The 19,687-nt window shown below is 66.0% G+C and carries 16 protein-coding genes and 1 pseudogene; 5 read left to right on the forward strand and 12 right to left on the reverse strand.

The genetic code is table 11. The features are described 5' to 3' along the window. Positions 1 to 104: 104 nt before the first annotated feature. Positions 105 to 1,061 carry an electron transfer flavoprotein subunit alpha/FixB family protein gene (locus tag ABZ677_RS12290; protein ID WP_037189773.1) on the reverse strand — a complete coding sequence of 319 codons (957 nt, stop codon included), beginning with the start codon at positions 1,059 to 1,061 and terminating at the stop codon, positions 105 to 107. A 42-nt stretch (positions 1,062 to 1,103) separates the two neighbouring features. Further along, the gene (locus ABZ677_RS12295; protein WP_037189774.1) at positions 1,104 to 1,904 is read right to left on the reverse strand and encodes an electron transfer flavoprotein subunit beta/FixA family protein; all 801 of its coding nucleotides are present in this window, start codon (positions 1,902 to 1,904) and stop codon (positions 1,104 to 1,106) included. Positions 1,905 to 2,059: 155 nt separating this feature from the next. Here ABZ677_RS12295 and ABZ677_RS12300 point away from each other — a divergent pair, with 155 nt between their 5' ends. Genes ABZ677_RS12300 through ABZ677_RS12310 form a run of 3 tightly spaced genes read left to right on the forward strand, consistent with a single transcriptional unit; the run spans position 2,060 to position 5,699 of the window. After that, on the forward strand, positions 2,060 to 2,899 hold the full coding sequence (locus tag ABZ677_RS12300) for a class I SAM-dependent methyltransferase (protein ID WP_358369600.1): 840 nt from the start codon (positions 2,060 to 2,062) through the stop codon (positions 2,897 to 2,899). Between the two features lie 23 nt (positions 2,900 to 2,922). After that, positions 2,923 to 4,455: a glycoside hydrolase family 57 protein gene (locus ABZ677_RS12305; RefSeq protein WP_358369701.1), complete on the forward strand. Its 1,533-nt coding sequence runs from the start codon at positions 2,923 to 2,925 to the stop codon at positions 4,453 to 4,455. Continuing rightward, positions 4,452 to 5,699 (forward strand): glycosyltransferase family 4 protein, encoded by a 1,248-nt coding sequence (locus ABZ677_RS12310; RefSeq protein WP_037189777.1) that lies wholly within the window; start codon positions 4,452 to 4,454, stop codon positions 5,697 to 5,699. The genes ABZ677_RS12305 and ABZ677_RS12310 overlap by 4 nt, the downstream gene beginning before the upstream one ends. Before the next feature lie 11 nt (positions 5,700 to 5,710). On the opposite strand, the gene ABZ677_RS12315 is transcribed toward ABZ677_RS12310, so the two are convergent. Then, entirely contained in the window at positions 5,711 to 6,472 is a 762-nt protein-coding gene (locus ABZ677_RS12315) for an acyltransferase (RefSeq protein WP_037189779.1), read from the reverse strand. A gap of 149 nt (positions 6,473 to 6,621) precedes the next feature. On the opposite strand from ABZ677_RS12315, the gene ABZ677_RS12320 reads away from it, so the two are divergent. Then, the gene (locus tag ABZ677_RS12320) at positions 6,622 to 7,944 is read left to right on the forward strand and encodes a PQQ-binding-like beta-propeller repeat protein (protein ID WP_358369604.1); all 1,323 of its coding nucleotides are present in this window, start codon (positions 6,622 to 6,624) and stop codon (positions 7,942 to 7,944) included. Here the strand turns inward: ABZ677_RS12320 and ABZ677_RS12325 are convergent. The 5 genes from ABZ677_RS12325 to ABZ677_RS12345 form a co-directional block, all read right to left on the reverse strand. Then, on the reverse strand, positions 7,932 to 9,104 hold the full coding sequence (locus ABZ677_RS12325) for a class I SAM-dependent methyltransferase (protein ID WP_358369607.1): 1,173 nt from the start codon (positions 9,102 to 9,104) through the stop codon (positions 7,932 to 7,934). The genes ABZ677_RS12320 and ABZ677_RS12325 overlap by 13 nt on opposite strands. 40 nt (positions 9,105 to 9,144) lie before the next feature. Then, entirely contained in the window at positions 9,145 to 10,155 is a 1,011-nt protein-coding gene (locus ABZ677_RS12330; protein ID WP_358369704.1) for a methyltransferase domain-containing protein, read from the reverse strand. Positions 10,156 to 10,260: 105 nt separating this feature from the next. Next, positions 10,261 to 11,040 carry an enoyl-CoA hydratase-related protein gene (locus tag ABZ677_RS12335; protein ID WP_358369610.1) on the reverse strand — a complete coding sequence of 260 codons (780 nt, stop codon included), beginning with the start codon at positions 11,038 to 11,040 and terminating at the stop codon, positions 10,261 to 10,263. 11 nt (positions 11,041 to 11,051) lie between these two features. Then, entirely contained in the window at positions 11,052 to 11,882 is an 831-nt protein-coding gene (locus ABZ677_RS12340) for an NUDIX hydrolase (protein WP_358369613.1), read from the reverse strand. Between the two features lie 48 nt (positions 11,883 to 11,930). Next, positions 11,931 to 12,773: an ABC transporter ATP-binding protein gene (locus tag ABZ677_RS12345; protein ID WP_358369616.1), complete on the reverse strand. Its 843-nt coding sequence runs from the start codon at positions 12,771 to 12,773 to the stop codon at positions 11,931 to 11,933. 49 nt (positions 12,774 to 12,822) lie between these two features. Between ABZ677_RS12345 and glgX the strand changes: the two genes are divergently transcribed. Next, positions 12,823 to 14,970 carry a glycogen debranching protein GlgX gene (gene glgX / locus ABZ677_RS12350; protein WP_358369707.1) on the forward strand — a complete coding sequence of 716 codons (2,148 nt, stop codon included), beginning with the start codon at positions 12,823 to 12,825 and terminating at the stop codon, positions 14,968 to 14,970. On the opposite strand, the pseudogene ABZ677_RS12355 reads toward glgX, so the two are convergent. The 4 genes and pseudogenes from ABZ677_RS12355 to ctaD all read right to left on the reverse strand — a co-directional run. Then, a pseudogene (locus ABZ677_RS12355) lies at positions 14,913 to 15,563 on the reverse strand (membrane protein); the annotation flags it as partial. The gene glgX and the pseudogene ABZ677_RS12355 overlap by 58 nt on opposite strands. 65 nt (positions 15,564 to 15,628) lie before the next feature. Then, on the reverse strand, positions 15,629 to 16,402 hold the full coding sequence (locus ABZ677_RS12360; protein WP_094634533.1) for a peptidyl-tRNA hydrolase: 774 nt from the start codon (positions 16,400 to 16,402) through the stop codon (positions 15,629 to 15,631). A gap of 41 nt (positions 16,403 to 16,443) precedes the next feature. Beyond that, entirely contained in the window at positions 16,444 to 17,670 is a 1,227-nt protein-coding gene (gene serB / locus ABZ677_RS12365; RefSeq protein WP_094634171.1) for a phosphoserine phosphatase SerB, read from the reverse strand. Positions 17,671 to 17,814: 144 nt separating this feature from the next. Further along, entirely contained in the window at positions 17,815 to 19,605 is a 1,791-nt protein-coding gene (gene ctaD / locus ABZ677_RS12370) for a cytochrome c oxidase subunit I (protein WP_037189791.1), read from the reverse strand. Positions 19,606 to 19,687 lie beyond the last annotated feature (82 nt).

Consider the following 19,687-nt stretch of genomic DNA (forward strand, 5'->3'; position numbering starts at 1 on the left):
GGAAACGTGTCGGAAGAGTTTGTGTGAACAAGGTTGCGCTGCTCGACACGACAGGCCCCCACCGCGCGGGCGGTGGGGGCCTGTCGGAACAGCGCTCGGAAGAGCTATCCCTTGTGCTTCTTGACTGCTTCGGTCAGCTGCGGTGCGACGTTGAAGAGGTCACCGACGATGCCGTAGTCGGCGATCTCGAAGATGGGCGCTTCCTCGTCCTTGTTGACCGCGACGATCGTCTTCGAGGTCTGCATGCCTGCACGGTGCTGGATGGCTCCGGAGATACCCAGTGCGACGTACAGCTGCGGGGAGACGGTCTTGCCCGTCTGACCCACCTGGAACTGGCCGGGGTAGTAGCCGGAGTCGACAGCGGCGCGCGAGGCACCGACTGCGGCACCGAGCGAGTCGGCCAGATCCTCGACGACGGAGAACTTGTCGGCACTGCCGACACCGCGTCCACCGGAGACGACGACCGACGCCTCGGTGAGCTCCGGACGGTCGCCGCCGACGATCGGGTCACGCGAGGTGACCTTGACGGCCCCCTCTTCCTGCGCGGGAACCTCGACGGTTTCGCGGGTGCCCGCTCCGGCCTTGGGCTCGGCCTCGACTGCGCCGGGACGCAGCGAGATGACCGGAACGTCGCCGTTGGCCTTGGCCTCGACGGTGAACGCGCCACCGAAGATGGAGTAGACGGCACTGCCGTCGCCGTTCAGGGCGACGACGTCGTTGTGGTAGCCCGAGCCGAGGCGTGCTGCGAGTCGTCCCGCAACTTCCTTACCCTCGATCGTGGCTGCGGTGATGATCGCTGCAGGCGAGACCGACTCCGCGAGTGCCGACAGCACGTCGACCTTCGGGGTGACGAGGAATCCGTCGACTGCGTCGGACTCTGCGGCGTAGATCTTCTCGGCACCGGCTTCGGTCAGCGCGTCGGCGACCTTGTCGGTGGTGCCGACCGGGCCGGTGACGACCGCGGACGGCTCACCCAGCGCGCGAGCGGCGGTGATCAGCTCGGTGCTGACCTTCTTCAGTGTTCCCTCGACGTGCTCCACGAGCACGAGTACTTCTGCCATGACTTGCTCCTCGTTTGTCTTCGATTGCTCGGTGGGGCGGGATCAGATGATCTTCTGGCCGACGAGGTAGGTGGCGATCTTGTCGCCGCCGTCGCCCTCGTCGGTGAGCCGCTCGCCTGCAGTCTTGGGAGGCTTGGGGGTGGACGACGTGACTGTCGTTCCGGCGTTGTCGACGCCGACGATGCCGTCCTCGACACCGATGTCGGCGAGCGTGATGGTCTGCACCGTCTTCTTCTTGGCGGCCATGATGCCCTTGAACGACGGGAAGCGCGGTTCGTTGATCTTCTCGGTGACGCTCACGATGGCGGGCAATGCGGCTTCGAGGCCGAAGATGCCTTCGTCGGTTTCCCGCTCGCCGGTGACCTTGCCGTCGACGACGGTGAGCTTGCGCAGCTGCGTCAGGGCCGGGATCTGAAGGTATTCGGCGATGATCGCGGGAACGGCACCGGTGCGACCGTCGGTGGCCTCGTTGCCTGCGATGATGAGATCGGCCGGCTCGTCGTTCTCGAATGCGACGTTGCCGAGCGCTGCGGCCAGCGCGTATCCGGTCTGGATCGCGTCGGAGCCGTGCAGGGTCGGGTCGTTGAGGTGCACTGCGCTGTCTGCACCCATCGACAAGGCCTTGCGGATGGCATCGGTGGCGCGATCGGGGCCTGCGGACAGAACCTTGACCTCACCGCCCTGGGCTTCCTTGATGAGCAGTGCTTCTTCGACGGCCCGCTCGTTGATCTCGTCGAGGACGGCGTCGGCAGCCTCGCGATCGAGGGTGTAGTCACCGTCGGTGAGCTTGCGCTCGGACCACGTGTCTGGAACCTGCTTGATCAAAACAACGATGTTCGTCATGGGTCTGCGTCGACCTCCTGGTCATGTTCTGCTGATCGTGAGTGTTCTAACGGTTCGTGCAGTTCTACGGTCTGGGACGAGGTTACCTCACCGTAGTTACCCGTGGGTAACATACCTCCCTGCCTGTCCGACCATACATCTGTACCCCGACTGTTATGGAGACCACGTTGGCTTACCTCTCCCACGCCTCCACTAACCTTCCGTCGGTGAACGATTCTTCGGCTCAGGCACCGGTACCGGAACCACTCCCCCTCACCGGCGAGAGAACGGTGCCGGGTATCGCCGAGGAGAACTACTGGTTCCGCCGCCACGAGGTGGTCTACCGCGCACTCGTCGAGCGTTGTCGCGATCGAACGGTGCTCGAAGCGGGATCGGGAGAAGGCTACGGAGCCAACATGATTGCCGATGTCGCGACCCAAGTTCTCGGCCTCGACTACGACGCGTCGGCCGCCGCACACGTGCATGCCCGCTACCCGAGGGTGACGATGCTGCGTGGCAATCTCGACCGCCTTCCCGTCGCCGATTCCTCGATCGACGTCGTCGTCAATTTCCAGGTGATCGAGCACCTGTGGGATCAAGGTGCGTTCCTCGCCGAAGTGCACCGGGTACTCGCACCCGGGGGGATTCTGTTGATCAGCACGCCGAACCGCATCACGTTCTCGCCCGGCCGCGACACACCGCTCAACCCCTTCCACACCCGCGAACTCGACGCGGCCGAACTGACCGAGCTTCTCGTGGACGCTCGGCTCGAGGTCGACGAACTCACCGGAGTGCGGCACGGACGCACCCTGGCCGCTCTCGACGCCAAGCACGGCGGTTCGTTCATCGACGCCCAGATCGAACGAGCCCTGGCCGGTGAACCATGGCCTGCCGAACTCACCGAGGACGTCGCGGCAATCTCGATCGACGATTTCGACATCAGCGCCGACCGTATCGACGACAGCCTCGACCTGGTCGCCGTCGCCCGCAAGAGCTCGAGCACGGTGATCGGGTGACATCCGGTGCAACCGTGCCGGGCATGTTCTCCCTCGTTCTGCACTCCCACCTGCCGTGGTTGGCCAATCACGGACGCTGGCCGGTAGGCGAGGAATGGCTGTATCAGTCCTGGGCCGACTGCTATCTGCCGCTCACCGCGGCACTGGAGCAGCTGGCCGACGACGGCTACACCGACGTGCTGTCGCTGGGGATCACCCCGGTGCTCGCTGCTCAACTCGACGACCCACACTGCCTGTCCGGAATGCACCACTGGCTCGGAAACTGGCAGCTCAGAGCGCACGAGGCGACCGACCGCGACCTGTCCGTTCGTGAACATCGAGGTTCTGCCGCTGCGCTCGATCGGTTCGAGTCCCGGTGGCGGCACGGCGGGTCCGCGGTGCTTCGACCGCTGGTCGACACCGGGACAGTCGAACTGCTGGGCGGCCCGTTGGCGCACCCGTTCCAGCCGCTGCTCGATCCCCGACTACGCGCATTCTCGCTTCGGGAAGGCCTGCTCGACGCCCGTGCTCGATGGGGCACCACGCCCCGAGGCATCTGGGCACCCGAATGCGGATTCACCCCCGGCATGGAAACCGAATACGCCGCGGCCGGGGTCTCGCACTTCATGGTCGACGGGCCTGCGATGCGCGGCGACACCTCCCTCGGCAGGCCGGTGTGGGACTCCGATGTCGTTGCGTTCGGACGCGATCTTCCGGTCAGCTACCGCGTCTGGTCACCGAAGTCCGGCTATCCCGGCCACGGTTCCTATCGGGATTTCCACACCTACGATCACGCCACCGGTCTCAAGCCGGCCCGGGTCACCGGCCGCTCCGTCGCGTCGAACGACAAGGCTCCCTACGATGCCGAGCGGGCTGCGGCCACGGTGGACCGTCACGTCGCCGACTTCGTCGATGTGGTTCGCAGGCGCCTGATCTCCGAATCCGAGCGGATCGGTCGCGACGCCCTGGTCGTCGCTGCATTCGACACTGAGCTGTTCGGACACTGGTGGCACGAGGGCCCACAGTGGCTCGGCAAGCTCATGCGCGCGCTTCCCGCCGCTGGCATCACCGTCGGCACGCTCGGCGATGCGCGCGAGCAGGGTTACGTCGGAGCGCCACTCGAACTGCAGGATTCGTCGTGGGGATCGGGCAAGGACTGGCGCGTGTGGGCGGGCGACGACGTCGCCGACCTGGTCGCGCTCAACTCCGAGGTGTCTCGGACCGCTCTCGACGCCGTAGATACCGCCCGAGATGCGCAGCGTCGCGCCGGTGGACCGGAACTACGCAATCGGGTCAACGATCAGCTACTGCGTGAGACACTGATGGCCGTGGCCAGCGACTGGGCATTCATGGTCAGCAAGGATTCCGCCGCAGGCTATGCCCGGGAACGGGCGCACGTCCACGCACATGCGCTGCGCGAGATCGCTGCCGCGGCCGCAGGTGGTTCACCCGGCCGGGCGCACGACCTGGCTGGGCAATGGAACCGCGCGGACGGACTGTTTCCTGCGCTGGATGCGCGCCGACTGCCCGGTGCACACGGTGGCGGCGAGCGAGAAGGTGCAGGGGGGCGTCGATGAAGATTCTGATGGTGTCGTGGGAGTACCCACCCGTGGTGGTCGGCGGTCTCGGTCGGCACGTGCATCACCTGGCGACCGAACTGGTCCGATGCGGGCACGAGGTCGTGGTTCTGTCGCGTCGACCCACCGGAACCGACGCCGCCACTCACCCGACGTCCCATCACATCGAGGACGGGGTGCTCGTGGTCGCCGTCGCCGAGGACCCGGCTCACTTCGTCTTCGGTGAGGACATGCTCGCGTGGACCCTCGCGATGGGGCACGCGATGGTGCGTGCCGGCGTCGCGCTGGGAAAGCCGGGTCTGGGAGACGGCTGGCAACCCGACGTCGTTCATGCCCACGACTGGCTCGTCGCGCATCCGGCGATCGCGCTCGCCGAGTTCTACGACGTGCCTCTCGTCTCGACCATCCACGCCACCGAGGCCGGACGCCACAGCGGTTGGATCTCCGGCCCCGTCAACCGCCAGGTGCACTCCGTCGAGTGGTGGCTCGCCAACGATTCCGATGCGGTGATCACCTGCTCGGCTTCGATGAAGGACGAGGTCACCACCCTGTTCGGAGTATCCGAGTCGGCGGTGAAGGTGATTCGCAACGGAATCGACCGGTCCACCTGGCACTTTCGGCGACGAGAGCCTCGATCGGAGCCGGCCAAGTTGCTCTACGTCGGCCGACTCGAGTACGAGAAGGGCATCCAGGATGCCATCGCAGCCCTACCCCGCATCCGACGAAGCCACCCGGGTACCACCCTGCACATCGCCGGCGAAGGAACACAGTTCGCTTGGCTGGCCGGTCTGGCGCGCACGCACCGAGTTGCCCGCGCAGTCTCGTTCCTGGGCAACCTCGACCACACCGAACTACTCGGCTGGCTGCACGGAGCCGATGCCATCGTCCTGCCCAGTCGGTACGAACCGTTCGGCATCATCGCGCTCGAGGCCGCCGCTGCGGGCACCCCGCTCGTCGCGTCCACCGCAGGCGGTCTGGGTGAAGCCATCGTCGACGGCGTGACCGGCCTGTCCTTCGAGCCCGGCGACGTCGGTGGGCTGGCCGCCGCCGTGCGGCGTGTTCTCGACAACGCCGATGCCGCCCAGGAACGTGCCGTGGCCGCCCGCGAGCGCCTCACCGTCGATTTCGACTGGAAGCACGTCGCCGAATCGACGGCCGAGGTCTATCTGGAAGCCAAACGCAAGGTTCGGCATCCGCTGGCTCGCCCGCACATCGTCGAGCGCGCGCTCCCCGGCCGTACCTGAAAACAGGAAGGTCAGTTCTCCCGCGCCGCCTCGGCCTGTCCGAGAGCCTTCTTGCGGGCGATATCCTCCAGCGCAGCAATGTACTTCGCGCGTTCGGCAGCACCTGCCTCCCAGGCGACCTTGCGATTGCGGACGACCTTGGCCGGGGCACCGACCGCGATGCTGTAGTCCGGGATCTCACCCTTGACCACCGCATGGGCTCCCAGCACGCAGCCCCGGCCGATCCGGGTCTCGCGCAGGATGGTCACCTTGGCCGCGATCCACGTGTCCGGACCGATTCTCACGGGCCCCTTCACGATCCCCTGATCCTTGATCGGCATGTTCACATCGTCCATCCGATGATCGAAATCGCAGATGTAGCACCAGTCGGCCACCAGCGTCGACGCGCCGATCTCGATGTCGAGGTAGGTGTTGACGACGTTGTCCTTGCCGAACACCACCTTGTCGCCGATCCGCAGCGAACCCTCGTGGCAGCGAATGGCATTGCCGTCGCCGATGTGTACCCAGCGACCGATCTCGAGGCGCGAGAGCTCGGGAGTGGAATGAATCTCGACGTTCTTGCCGAGAAACACCATGCCCTTGAGGATCACGTGCGGATTGGCCAGCTTGAACTTCGCGAGGCGGTAGTAGCGCACCAGGTACCACGGTGTGTACGCCTTGTTGGCGAGCACCCAGTCGAGGGACGCACGCGTGAGGAACCGCGCCTGTTCGGTGTCGCGTCGTCTCGACCCGCGCCAGCGTGTCCGCAGCGGCGCGTTCCACATACTCGTCATGGACGTTCACCCTAGTTTCTCGTTCGCCCGCTCTCTGCCGCCACCCTCGCGCGGGCTAGGGTTGCCTGTCGACTGTTGCTCGTCGGCAGGACGAACACAGACGCCCCGGCACCACGTCGGGCACGGACTCGAGTCATGGGGAGCGATCGATGCGCGGCGTCAGGGCCAAGGGCAGGACCGGCAGAAAGGTCACGGCGGTCGCAGCAGCGCTCGCGCTGGTGACCGTGAGCGGCTGCGGCACCGATACGTCGGCCATAGAACCACTCTCTCCCGATTCGTGGCCTGCAGCGCACGCGAACTCGCACAACAGCGGTGCCACCGCAGTGTCGGTGTCGACTCCACTGTCCCTGGACTGGACGCGCCCCACCGGCGGCACGGTGACCTCTCCGGTGTCCATCGGGTCGACCGGTCAGATGTTCGTCACTGCCGCCACCGAATCCGGCTGCAACCTCTTCTCCTTCGAGATCGACTCCGCACGCAAGCGCTGGTGCAATCGCGTCGGGCCGTCCGTCGTCACTGCCACGCCGACCGTCGATTCGGCCATCAACGTCTACATCGGCGACGACGGCGGCATGAACTCGTACAACGACCACGGGCAACTACGTTGGCGCACACCGGTGTACGGAGTGCCCAAGTCCGCCCAGTTCCTCGGGGACGGCAGCGTGCTCTCGGTCACCCAGATGGGGCAGGTCAGCGTTCTGGATTCGCAGAACGGGCAACTTCGAGTACCGATCCTGGATCTGATTCCGACGCCGAATTTCCTGACCGACCCGAATTCCGATTTCCTGCCGGTCGACACCGGGCTCGCCCAGTGCAGCTCGGGTGGATCCGAATGCCCCGTCCCCGCAGCGCCCGCGGTCGACAGTGCGACCGGAACGATCTACTTGACACTGTGGCGTCCCGGTTCGATTGCGCCACAGCTCGTTTCCCTGCAGTACAACCGAGACGGCTCTCCCGGTCTCGTCGAACGTTGGTCCTCGGACCTGCTGCCCGCCGGAGTCGCATCGAGTCCGGTGCTGTCCGAGGACGGGTCGACGGTCTACCTGGCCGATGTCGACGGCAGGCTGACCGCGTTCGACACCGCCGACGGGCGACAGAAGTGGACCGAGGGCACCGGGCTCGGCATCGGTGCGAGTCCCTCGATCGCCTCGGACGGCACGATCGTGCCCTCGGGCGGCGACGGCACCCTCGTCGGCGTCCGAGACAACGGAGATTCCGCCGAGCGAGTCTGGGTTCGCGACGACATCGAACAGGCAGGCAGCGCAGCCCAATCCGCAGACGGACGCGGGCACATCGTCGTTCGCGAAAACGACGGACTGGCACTGCTCACTTTCGACGCAGCCACCGGTGAGACGGTGGATGTGCAGTCCCTTCCCGACGTCGTCGGCACCACCGTCGGCACCTCCCTCGGCCCGGACGGCCAGGTCGTCACCGCAAGCTACCTCGGCGAAATCTTCACCTACACAGGCTGACCGATAGCGCCCGGAGCGCAGACGAACGCCACCGCAGACCGTTCGACTCGGGCGATCACCACCGACAACGCCACGGATCCGCGCAGTTTGAGCCTGGGCCGCAGTATTGCCGGATCCACGTCGACCCCGCGGACGAGAATCTCCACCGAGCCGCAGTCCATCCGATTCAGTTGTTGCCGAAGCACTTTCTCCGAGAACTTGGACTGCTCCAGAATCCGAAAGCCGCGCACCCCGCCCGGGACGGTGTCGCCGGTCAGATACGCGATTCTCGGATCGAGTTGCCACAGACCGAATCTGGCACCGTAGTGCCGAACCAAACCGGCCCTGACCACCGCGCCGTCCGGATCGACGAGGTAGCTGCCAGGGGGCCGAACCGGAATGTCGTCGGATTCTGCATCGGTGAACTCCAGAACACTGCCGTCGGACCGAAGAACAGCTGCCCGACGCCGAACACCGTTCTCGCTCAACCCTTCCGACCAGAGGCACGCTTCTCGCACTCCCCCGTCGAGCGAGACCACCTCGATCTCGCCTGCCCAGTCGACCGCGTCGAAATCCAGGCCGGGCGCACACTTGACGACCAGGTCTCGGCCCCGATAGGCGTCGAACAGGTCCGGTAGCGGTGGTTGCAGCGCCGCCGGGTCGTGGCGTCGCCGCCCACCTGCTCGGCGGCCGGGATCGGCCACGACGACGGTGTCGCGCGTCGTCGGTGTCAGAGCGTCGGCGCGCAGCACGGTGGCGTCCGGGACGTTGTGTGCGGCCATCCGAAGCCGAATCGGGTCGAGATCGCTGCCCACCGCCAACTCCGTCGTGCCGACCAGCACGGACAGTTCACTGCCGATCGAACACGTGACATCGTGCACCCGTCGTCCGGCGAGTCGAGCGGCCCGCCTGCGCGCGACGAGCGTCGGCGTGGCCTGCTGTACCGCCTCGTCGGTGACCCACCATCGGTCGGAGTCCAACAACTTCACTCGGGCCTTGCGGCGGACCGTCACGGTTTCGATCAGTGCACTCGCGTGGTCGGGGAAGCGAGTGCGCACCGAGGCCGTGTCGCGCACCGATGTTCGAGCGCTGAGCTCGAGGTCGTCGACCTCAGCAAGCGCTCCGGCACCGGCCTCGCTTCGTAGGAAGTCGAGGTCGGTGCCGGTGAATTCGTAGCCCACTAGCGGACTCGAGCGCAGAGTCTGCGGCGGTCCGAGCCGATCAAGCGCGAGGAGCGGGCTTGGTGCCGGAGATCATCACGTTGTAGAACAGTCCGCGCGGTACCACGTGCTGCAGCACGTTCTCGTCGACCCAGCTCAGTGTCTTCCATCCACCGAAGGCGAACTTCGCCCAGTTCCACCCCAGCTTGCCCGCGGGTACAGCGGCCTCGAAGGTACGCACCGGCCAGCCGAGCAGAGCGGCGGCGAACTCCTCGGTGTTCGCCTGGACGGACTCCGCACCGGCCGAGAGCGCGATGTTCTCGAGATCGGTCGGATCGAACGTGTGCAGGTCGACAACGGCCTCCAGCGCCGCTGCTCGCGAGGATTCGTCGAGCTCTTCCTGTGGCTTGCGCCAGCTCGCCAGGAACGGGAGCTTGGTGGCGCGGGTGGTCGCTTCCCAGGTGATGCGTCCGAGCCAGCGTGCGTAGAAGTTGCCCACCGTGGTGGGTTCGCCCGCGAACACGAAGCGGCCGCCCGGTTTGAGCACCCGCAGCACCTCGCGCAGGGACTGTTCGACGTCCGGGATGTGGTGGAGGACGGCGTGCCCGACGACGAGATCGAACGTGTCGTCTTCGTATGGAATGGTCTCCGCGTCGGCGACGCGGCCGTCGACGTCCAGGCCGAGGTGCTCGGCGTTGCGAAGAGCGACCTTGACCATGCCGGGCGAGAGGTCGGTGACCGAGCCCTTGTCTGCGATGCCGGCCTGCATCAGGTTCAGTAGGAAGAACCCGGTACCGCAGCCCAGTTCGAGCGCGCGGCCGTACGGCAGTGCGGACTGCGCCGACGCGTCACCGGAGACCGCCTGGTCGAACCTGCCGCGCGCGTAGTCGATGCATCGCTCGTCGTAGGAGATCGACCACTTGTCGTCGTAGGTCTCGGCTTCCCAGTCGTGATAGAGCACCTGCGCCAGTTTGGTGTCCGTCCGGGCTGCCTCGACCTGCTCGGCAGTGGCATGCGGATTCGGGGCTGGATCGACCTGGCGGTCATCGATCTCGGACGAGGCCGAAGGCATCGCATTCGAGATCGATCGATCGACACCGTCGTGGGGGCTTGCAGTCATCAGGCGAGCCTACTATCCGGTAGCTGTGGAACAACTCTTCTCCGTGGGGCCGTTGCTTCACCGTCCGGTGAAGGTCGCCTTTCCCGGGCCGTCGGCCACGAAGGACTTCATGCCGATCGTGCGATCGTCGGTCGCGAACAAGGCCGCGAACTGCTGCGCCTCGATCCGCAGACCGGTGGTGAGATCGACGTCGAGCCCCTGGTCGATCGATGCCTTGGCCGCTGCGAGCGCTCGCGATGCACCCGTGGTGAACTGCATGGCCCAGGCGCGGGCGGCGTTGTAGACCTCGTCCGGTGCCACCACCTCGTCCACCAATCCGATACGCAACGCTTCCTCGGCACCGACGAAGCGGCCGGTGAAGACCATGTCCTTGGCACGGCTCGGGCCGATCAGCCGAGCCAGCCGCTGCGTTCCGCCGCCGCCGGGAATGACACCGAGCAGCACCTCTGGAACACCGAACTTCGCGTTGTCGCCCGCGATCCGGCGGTCCGCACCCAATGCGACCTCGAGCCCACCACCGAGTGCGTATCCGGTCACCGCCGCAACGACGGGCTTGGGAATGGTACTGAGCGAGCCGAGGGCGGACTGCATATCTTCGGCGATCTCGGCCATCTCGGCCGCGGACAACGCCACCATCTCCTTGATGTCGGCACCGGCGGCGAAGACCTTCTCGCCGCCATAGACGACGACGGCCTTGACCTCGGAATTCACCGTGGCCTCGCGGGCCGCCGCTCGGATCTCCTCCTGCATCTGCCGATCGAGCGCATTCATCGGCGGACGATCCAGGCGAATGGTGCCGATACCGTCGGATACTTCGAGATTCACGAACTCAGCCATGGGCCGAAAGGCTACCGGGCCTCGGACGGACGATCCGACCAGGGATGTCGCGTTCCGGCGTAGTACGCATCGTCGCCCTCGAAGACCACCCGGACCGTACCGTCGTCGCGGGTGAGAATCGGAAGCACCGGGGCGATCTCGCGGTCGTGCTCGACGACCTGCGCGACGGTGTCGAACCGAGACAGTGCGTCCAGTTGGCTCCAGGTCGGCGGAAGGAGAATTGTGTTTCCCGCCCGCCAGTCCGCCAGTGCGTCACCGGTCGAGCGCCAACTCACCGACGCTGCCTCGCTGGTCTCGCCGTCCGCACTCTGCCCCTCGGGCAGTACCGCAACGAAGAACCGGGTGTCGTACCGTCGCGCTTCGCCCACCGGGGTGATCCAGTGCGACCACGGCCGGAGCAGATCCGACCGCAGCACGAGGTCGTGGGCGGTGAGGAATTCCGCAAACGACACCTCACGGCGCTCGAGCCGACCCCGCTCCGCCGCGAACGGAGCGGTATCGGCAACGATCGAATCCGGCGTCGAGCCGGCCAACAGCACGCCGCACTCCTCGAACGTTTCGCGCGCCGCAGCACACACAAGTGCCTGGGCCTTGCCCTCGTCCGTTCCGAAGCGCTCGGCCCACCACGACGGCGGCGGCCCTGCCCAGCGGACGTCCGCTGCCGCGTCCGAGGGGTCGACGCCGCCACCGGGAAACACCGTCATGCCGCCCGCGAATGCCATCCCACCGACTCGCTCGAGCAGGAAAACCTCGATGTCGGGTCGTGACAGACCGTCACGAATCAAGATGACCGTCGAGGCGTCCCGCGCCTGCGCGTGATCGGCAGCACTGTTCGAGCTCATGCAGGGCAACGTACCGCTGCGCTTCGCAGCGGAATCGCTCGGTCCGCTCTACCGGCGGTGCGCTCCTGCAGCGCGGGTCCGCCGCGCGAAGAACCGACCGTCGACGCGATCGAGTGCGATCGACTGACTGAACGCCTCGGTCAGGTTCTCTGCGGTGATGACGTCGTCCATGAGTCCCTGCGCCACCACGCCGCCTTCCTTGAGCAACAACGCGTGACCGAAGCCCGGCGGGATCTCTTCCACGTGGTGGGTGATCAGCACGGTCGCGGGGGCGTCGGGATCGGCAGCGAGGTCGGTCAGGCGTGCCACCAGCTCCTCGCGTCCACCGAGGTCGAGGCCGGACGCCGGCTCGTCCAGCAAGAGAAGTTCGGGGTCGGTCATCAGGGCGCGGGCGATGAGAACACGCTTTCGTTCGCCTTCGGACAGCGTGCCGTAGGTGCGGGTGGCGAGATGTTCGGCACCGAGGCTCTCGAGCATCTCGACTGCGCGCTCGGTGTCGACCGCGTCGTATTTCTCTCGCCAACGCCCCAGTACCGAGTAGCCGGCGGACACCACCAGATCGGACACGAGTTCGTCGGCGGGAATGCGCTGTGCAAGCGAGGAGGACGACAGGCCGATCCGCGGTCGGAGTTCGGAGACGTCGGTTTTGCCCATGATTTCGCCGAGAACGTGGGCGACACCGGACGTGGGATGGATCTCGGCCGCAGCGATACGAAGCAGGGACGTCTTCCCGGCGCCGTTCGGGCCGAGCACGACCCACCGTTCGTCCAGTTCCACCTTCCAGGTGACGGGTCCCACCAGGGTCGCACCGCCACGGCGGACGACTACGTCGGTGAAATCTACGAGCAGGTCGGGATCCGGTTCAGACACGACGCCTATCTTCCCGCACATCGACCGTGCATTCACGGCAGGATGTGCACGCGTGTCGCCCAATGACGATCTGCCTCGTAGCTCCCGCCGGACCGCCGGCGGCGAGTCCGCCTCGAATCCCCCCGGGTCTCCGTTCCCGCTGGGTGCCACTGCACTGTCGACTGGCACTCAATTTGCAGTCCATGCACCCGAGGCCGATGGAGTCGAGGTATGTCTGATCGATCCGGACGGCGGTGAACGTCGGGTGGAGCTGACCACCCGCACCTTCGGGGTTCGACATGCCTTCGTCCCGGGAGTGCGCCCCGGTGAGCGATACGGCTTCCGCGCCCACGGAAAATGGGATCCGCACTCCGGCCGTAGGTTCAACGGCGCGAAGATTCTGCTCGATCCCGCCGCGCGCCAGGTGACGGGCGCATTCGGAGATCCGTCGGCACTGCTCGCCTACGACGACGACCCGTTCGGTGCGCCCAGTTCTCGGAACTCGCTCGGACACGTCCCGCTCGGCGTCGTCCGCGCAGCTGCCGATCGAGTCGGCCGTCACGCGCGCCCCGACGTGCCCTGGGACCGAACGGTACTCTACGAGCTGCACGTGGGGTCGTTCACGGCCCGCAATCCTGCTGTGCCCCAGCATCTTCGCGGGACATACCTGGGTCTCGCCGAGCCTGCGGTGCTCGAACATCTCGGGCGCATCGGCATCACGTCGGTCGAATTGTTGCCCGTACACACCACATTCACCGAACCCGGGGTCCGCGCCCGGGGTAAGCGAAACCACTGGGGGTACTCGACGGGTGCGTACTTCGCACCCGACCCGCGTTTCGCCGCTGTTCCCGGTGACGAGGTGGACGAATTTCGCACCATGGTCGACGCGCTGCACGCTGCCGGGATCGAGGTGATCCTCGACGTCGTCTACAACCACACGTGCGAATCCGCGGTCGACGGCCCCTCGATCAGCTGGCGTGGGCTCGATGCGCCCGGCTACTACCTGCTGGACGGACGCGGATCGGACGTCGATCTGACCGGCTGTGGCAACACTCTCGATTCCGCATCACCCGCGGTCGTGCGGATGGTGTGCGACAGCCTTCGGTACTGGGTCGAGGACATGGGTGTGGACGGGTTCCGATTCGACCTCGCCAGCACTCTCGGCCGGCCCGGTGGTTGGCGATTCGATTCTCGCGCACCGTTGTTGACCGCCATAGCCACGGACCCGGTCCTGGCCAGGGTCAAATTGATCGCCGAGCCGTGGGACGCCACCGGTGCCGGCTATCAGGTCGGCAACTTCGGAGTGGCGTGGTCGGAATGGAACGATCGCTACCGCGACACGGTGCGACGCTTCTGGGCGGGCCAGCACGGGGTTCGCGAATTGGCCTCGCGGCTGGCCGGTTCGGAAGACCTCTTCGCGGGCGGCGGGCGCCTGCCGTGGGCGTCGATCAACTTCGTCACCGCGCACGACGGGTTCACCGCCCGAGATCTGGTGTCGTACGAACGAAAGCACAACGAGGCCAACGGCGAAGAGAACAGGGACGGTACCGACAACAATTCGTCGGTCAACCACGGCGTCGAGGGTCCGAGCGACGATCCATCCGTCGTCGAGGCTCGGGGACGTCACGTTCGGGCGTTACTGGCGACCCTGACGCTCTCCACCGGTACACCGATGCTGCTCGCCGGCGACGAACTGGGACACAGCCAGGGAGGCAACAACAACGCGTACTGCATCGCCGAGGACGCACCGGCCGCAGACTCCTGGGCCATCGACTGGGACAGTGCCGATCAGAACATGATTCGCTTCGTGGGCCGACTGCTCCGCGTCCGCGCGAGCGCTCCGACCCTGCGTCAGCAGGAGTTCTTCACCGGCCGCGCGACACCGACCGGCCGACCCGATCTGGTGTGGTTCGATTCCGCCGGAGTCGAATTCGACACGGACCGATGGAACGACGACTCGGTGCGCACCATTCAGGCCTGGGTGGACGGTTCCGACGTGCGCTCCTATGCCTCCGACGGCGGGCAGGTCGACGACGCCAGCTCGCTCCTCGTCCTCCATTCCGGCGGCCCCGCCGACATCACTCTGGCGTGCCCGAGTTGGTCGTCGTCGCGGTTCGTTCCGGTCCTCGATTCCTCGTGTGTGGACGGGGTGCCCTCGGATACCACTGCGCTGGAAGCGGGTTCGACGATATCGGTGACCGGATCGACGGTCCTGGTACTGCGCAGCGCAGGCAGGTGAGTCATGAACACTTGCACGAGCGGACCGACTCCGAGCGCATAGAGAACCGTCCCGACACCGAGCGTCCCACCGAGCAACCAACCGGTGAGCACCACGGTCAACTCGATTCCGGTGCGGGTGAGCCGAATCGACCATCCGGTCCTGGCCACCAGACCGGTCATCAGTCCGTCTCGCGGCCCCGGACCCATCCCGGCACCGATGTACAGCGCGGTTGCGAACGCGTTGACCACGATGCCGGACACCATGGCCAGGGTCCTGATCGGAAGCCCGTCGAGATGCGGCAACACCGCCGACGTCGCGTCCACCGCAACGGCGATCACCACCACGTTGCTCACGGTGCCCAGGCCAGGACGTTGCCGCAGCGGGATCCACATCAGCAGTACGGCCACGCCGGTGATCGCGGTGATGGTTCCGAAGCTGAGCGAGAGGTGACTCTCGAGACCCTGGTGAAAGACATCCCAGGGGTTGACGCCCAGTCCGCCGGCGATCATCAACGACATCGACGCCCCGTACAGCCACAGCCCCACGTAGAGGGCGGCCAACCGAGAAGGTAGCCGGCGACCGGCGACAACACGACGTGGTGAGATGAACATGCTTCCAGTCTCGGGGCTACTGGATATGTTCGGCATAGCCACTTGTGCGACAGTGGACCCCAGATCTAGGGAACGGCAATCACGGTCGTCGAACCGGGTGCCACTTCGGTGAAGCCTGCATCCCGCACCGCGACGGCACGTCCAGCGCGAACCTCGTCCAACGCACGCGTCCATTGTTCCGGGCTCGCAGACCGAACCGAACATTCGAAGCCCGACGCAGCCCACTCGCGGCATTGCGCTGTGCTCATCGCACCCGCCAGCAGCATCGACGCGTGACCCACCTGCGCGGCTGCCTTGCCCACCGTCATGGACAGCGAGGCGTCGATCCACAGCACCGGGCCTGCCGAGACCGAAGGTTCGTCTTCGGCCGACACGTCGGTCCCACCGATCTGAAGCCGCTTGATCCGCGGATCCAGATCTCCGACCCGACCGGGCACGAAAGCGCGTGCCGACGCTCCCCCGACGTCGACCGTCACACCCGGAACTTCCTGCGCCGCACGCCACTGGGCACCGCGCGCACGTCGGGCAACCTTTCGGATGCGAGCCGACGTCCACTCGGTGAAGGCCTCGTTCCACGAAGCGCCCACGCCCACTCGTGGGTCCAGGCACAGCGCAACGGTGGCTCTGGCAGCTGCCTCGAGCAACTCGCTACGCAGGGGCGGATCGATTTTGGGGATGTGCAGCACCAACGGCATGGCCAGAACCTGGGACGGATCTGCCGGGTCCTCCGCTCCGCCGTACCCACGAGCGAGCTCGGCGTGGCGCGAGACGAACGTGTTGTCCGGCGAGAACTCCTCGGCCACAGTCACAGCCGCCACGTCATCCGGTGCATCGCTCATGGGACCGCCGGTCATGTCGTCGCCGGTCATGTCATCGCCGATCATGGGATCGGGACGCGGCGGACTCCCCCGTCGACTGCGTCCGCAGCTTCGATCTCGTTGCGGGTGACGCCGAGGATGAACAGAACCGCGTCCAGATACGGATGCGAGATAGCCGTGTCGGCGATCTCTCGCAACGCAGGCTTGGCGTTGAAGGCGACCCCCAGGCCCGCGGCCGTCAGCATGTCGATGTCGTTCGCTCCGTCGCCGACGGCGACGGTCTGCTCCATCGGCACTCCCGACTGTGCCGCGAACTCGCGCAGTGCCGTCGCTTTCGCAGCACGATCGACCACTTCTCCGATCACCCGGCCGGTGAGCTTGCCGTCGACGATCTCGAGGGTGTTCGCCTTGACGTAGTCGAGTTCGAGTTCGTGCGCGAGTCCCTCGATGACCTGCCGGAATCCTCCTGATACGACGCCGCAGGCGAATCCGAGACGACGGAGGGTACGGATGGTGGTCCTGGCACCCGCCGTCAGTTCCAGGCTCTCGCCCACTTCGTCGATGACGGATTCGTCGAGCCCCGCCAACACGGCAACGCGCTGTTCGAGCGACTCCGCGAAGTCGATCTCACCGCGCATCGCAGCTTCGGTGACCGCACGAACTTCGTCCTCTCGCCCGGCGCGGGCAGCCAACATTTCGATGACCTCACCCTGGACGAGCGTCGAGTCGACGTCGAACACGATCAGTCGCTTGGATCGCCGTGCGATTCCGCCGCGCTGCACGGCGATGTCGACGCCGATCCCGGCTGCGATGGCCGCGAGGCCGGTACGCAGTTGCAGGTCGGCATCCGGCGAGGTGTCGGTTGCGGTCACCTGAAGTTCGAGGCCCGTGACCGGATAGTCGGCAATTCCGCGAATGGCATCGATGTTCGCGCCCTGTCGGGCGAGTTCACGGGAGATGGTGCTGAAGGCACGAGCGGTCACCGGTCGGCCCAGAACGACGACGACGTGGGTGGCCAGGATCTGACCGCCGCCCCGCGCGGTGTCGATCTCGACATCGACGTGCACACCGACCGTCGCCATCGCGTCCTCCAACTCTTCCTGGAGTGCTTCGGGGTCGCGGGGGCAGGACAGGAGAACGCCCAGAGTCAACCTGCCGCGAATGACCACCTGCTCGACGTCGAGGAGGCTGACGTTGTGCCGTGACAGTGCTGCGAACAGCACCGATGTGACGCCCGGCTTGTCGGGTCCTGTCACCGTCACCAGCACTGCGGTGTCGCTCGAAGTCACCGGATCTCCCTTTCGCGCACGGCCAGCGGCCGGATAGGTCTTCGTGTCACCTGTCGTGGACGAGCGAGCCCGAACACGCCACGAGATTGTCGCAAGCGAAGAGCCCCACCCGGTAGCCGGGAGGGGCTCTCGCTCTGCTGTGGACTACTTGGGGTCCGGGTCTCCGGACCCTTCGTGATCGCTGGTGGCGATCGGAGCCCGGCGGGCCTGTTCGAGGACTGCGGTGGTCTTACCACCGTGTGCTCCCGGCCCGACGTGCGCTTCCGCGCGCATCCGTTCGACCATGTGCGGGTAGTGCAACTCGAACGCCGGACGCTCGGAACGGATCCGAGGCAGTTCGGTGAAGTTGTGTCGCGGCGGCGGGCAGGAGGTGGCCCACTCCAGCGAGTTGCCGTAGCCCCACGGATCGTCGACGGTGACGACCTCGCCGTATCGGTAGGACTTGAACACGTTCCACACGAACGGCAGCGTCGAGGCACCGAGGATGAAGGCACCGATCGTGGAGATGACGTTCAGCTCGGTGAATCCGTCCGAGGGAAGGTAGTCGGCGTAGCGACGCGGCATGCCCTCGTTTCCGAGCCAGTGCTGCACCAGGAACGTGGCGTGGAATCCGAAGAACGTCAGCCAGAAGTGCCACTTGCCCAGTGCCTCGTCCATCATCCGGCCCGTCATCTTCGGGAACCAGAAGTAGATGCCGGCGTACGTCGCGAACACCACGGTGCCGAACACCACGTAGTGGAAGTGGGCGACCACGAAGTACGTGTCGGTGACCTGGAAGTCGATGGGCGGCGACGCCAGCAGAACACCGGTCAGGCCGCCGAAGACGAAGGTGATCAGGAAGCCGAGCGAGAACAGCATCGGCGTTTCCAATGTCACCTGGCCTCGCCACATCGTGCCGACCCAGTTGAAGATCTTCACGCCCGTGGGCACCGCGATCAAGAACGTCATGAAGGAGAAGAACGGCAGCAACACAGCGCCCGTGGCGTACATGTGGTGCGCCCACACCGCGATGGAGAGGGCGGCGATCGCGATCGTTGCGTAGATCAGACCGGAGTAACCGAAGATCGGCTTACGCGAGAAGACGGGGAACACCTCGGAGACGATTCCGAAGAACGGCAGCGCGATGATGTAGACCTCGGGGTGACCGAAGAACCAGAACAGGTGCTGCCACAGCAACACGCCACCGGTTGCCGGATCGAACAGGTGCGCACCCAGGTGACGATCGGCCGCCAGGCCGAGCAGGGCCGCCGTCAGCAGCGGGAAAGCCAGCAGAATCAGGATCGACGTCACCAGGATGTTCCAGGTGAAGATCGGCATGCGGAACATCGTCATACCGGGGGCGCGCAAGCAGATCACGGTGGTGATCATGTTCACGCCGCCGAGGATGGTGCCGAGACCGGCGATGGCCAGACCCATGATCCACAGGTCTGCACCCACGCCCGGCGAATGCAGAGCCGAGGTGAGTGGGGTGTACGCGGTCCAACCGAAGTCTGCTGCGCCGCCGGGAGTGATGAACCCGGCCGTGGTGATCAAGGCACCGAACAGGTACAGCCAGTACGAGAACGCGTTCAACCGCGGGAACGCGACGTCGGGAGCGCCGATCTGCAGCGGCAGGATGTAGTTCGCGAATCCGAACACGATCGGCGTCGCGTACAGCAGCAGCATGATGGTGCCGTGCATGGTGAACAGCTGGTTGTACTGCTCGTTGGACAGGAACTGCATTCCCGGAATGGCCAACTCGGCGCGCATCAGCAGCGCCATGAGTCCACCGACGAGGAAGAACGCGAACGATGTCGCGATGTACATGATTCCCAACACCTTGGGATCGGTGGTCGTCACCGCTTTGTGCAGAAACGACCCCTTCGGTCCCGTCCTCGGCGGGAACGGCCGAGCAGCATCCACCGCGGGAGCGGGCCTAGGCGCTAGGGCAGTCACAGATCCTCCTGATTGCGCGTCGGACCTCGAACCACGAGGCGACGTCATCTAGTCGTGCGCTCCTCGAATCGTAGACCGTCGG

Origin of the sequence: Rhodococcus sp. NPDC006774, from assembly GCF_040636045.1 — a bacterium.
In the GTDB taxonomy this organism is placed as follows: Bacteria; Actinomycetota; Actinomycetes; order Mycobacteriales; family Mycobacteriaceae; genus Rhodococcoides.

Excerpts from the sequence above, each read along its gene's own strand:
- ABZ677_RS12305 (WP_358369701.1), top strand. The coding sequence starts at position 2,923 with ATGTTCTCCCTCGTTCTGCACTCCCACCTGCCGTGGTTGGCCAATCAC.
- ABZ677_RS12345 (WP_358369616.1), bottom strand. The coding sequence starts at position 12,773 with ATGTGCGGGAAGATAGGCGTCGTGTCTGAACCGGATCCCGACCTGCTC.
- ABZ677_RS12290 (WP_037189773.1), bottom strand. The coding sequence starts at position 1,061 with ATGGCAGAAGTACTCGTGCTCGTGGAGCACGTCGAGGGAACACTGAAG.
- ABZ677_RS12330 (WP_358369704.1), bottom strand. The coding sequence starts at position 10,155 with ATGCCTTCGGCCTCGTCCGAGATCGATGACCGCCAGGTCGATCCAGCC.
- ABZ677_RS12335 (WP_358369610.1), bottom strand. The coding sequence starts at position 11,040 with ATGGCTGAGTTCGTGAATCTCGAAGTATCCGACGGTATCGGCACCATT.
- ABZ677_RS12360 (WP_094634533.1), bottom strand. The coding sequence starts at position 16,402 with ATGAGCGATGCACCGGATGACGTGGCGGCTGTGACTGTGGCCGAGGAG.
- ABZ677_RS12315 (WP_037189779.1), bottom strand. The coding sequence starts at position 6,472 with ATGACGAGTATGTGGAACGCGCCGCTGCGGACACGCTGGCGCGGGTCG.
- ABZ677_RS12295 (WP_037189774.1), bottom strand. The coding sequence starts at position 1,904 with ATGACGAACATCGTTGTTTTGATCAAGCAGGTTCCAGACACGTGGTCC.
- ABZ677_RS12310 (WP_037189777.1), top strand. The coding sequence starts at position 4,452 with ATGAAGATTCTGATGGTGTCGTGGGAGTACCCACCCGTGGTGGTCGGC.
- ABZ677_RS12320 (WP_358369604.1), top strand. The coding sequence starts at position 6,622 with ATGCGCGGCGTCAGGGCCAAGGGCAGGACCGGCAGAAAGGTCACGGCG.
- ABZ677_RS12340 (WP_358369613.1), bottom strand. The coding sequence starts at position 11,882 with ATGAGCTCGAACAGTGCTGCCGATCACGCGCAGGCGCGGGACGCCTCG.
- ABZ677_RS12300 (WP_358369600.1), top strand. The coding sequence starts at position 2,060 with ATGGAGACCACGTTGGCTTACCTCTCCCACGCCTCCACTAACCTTCCG.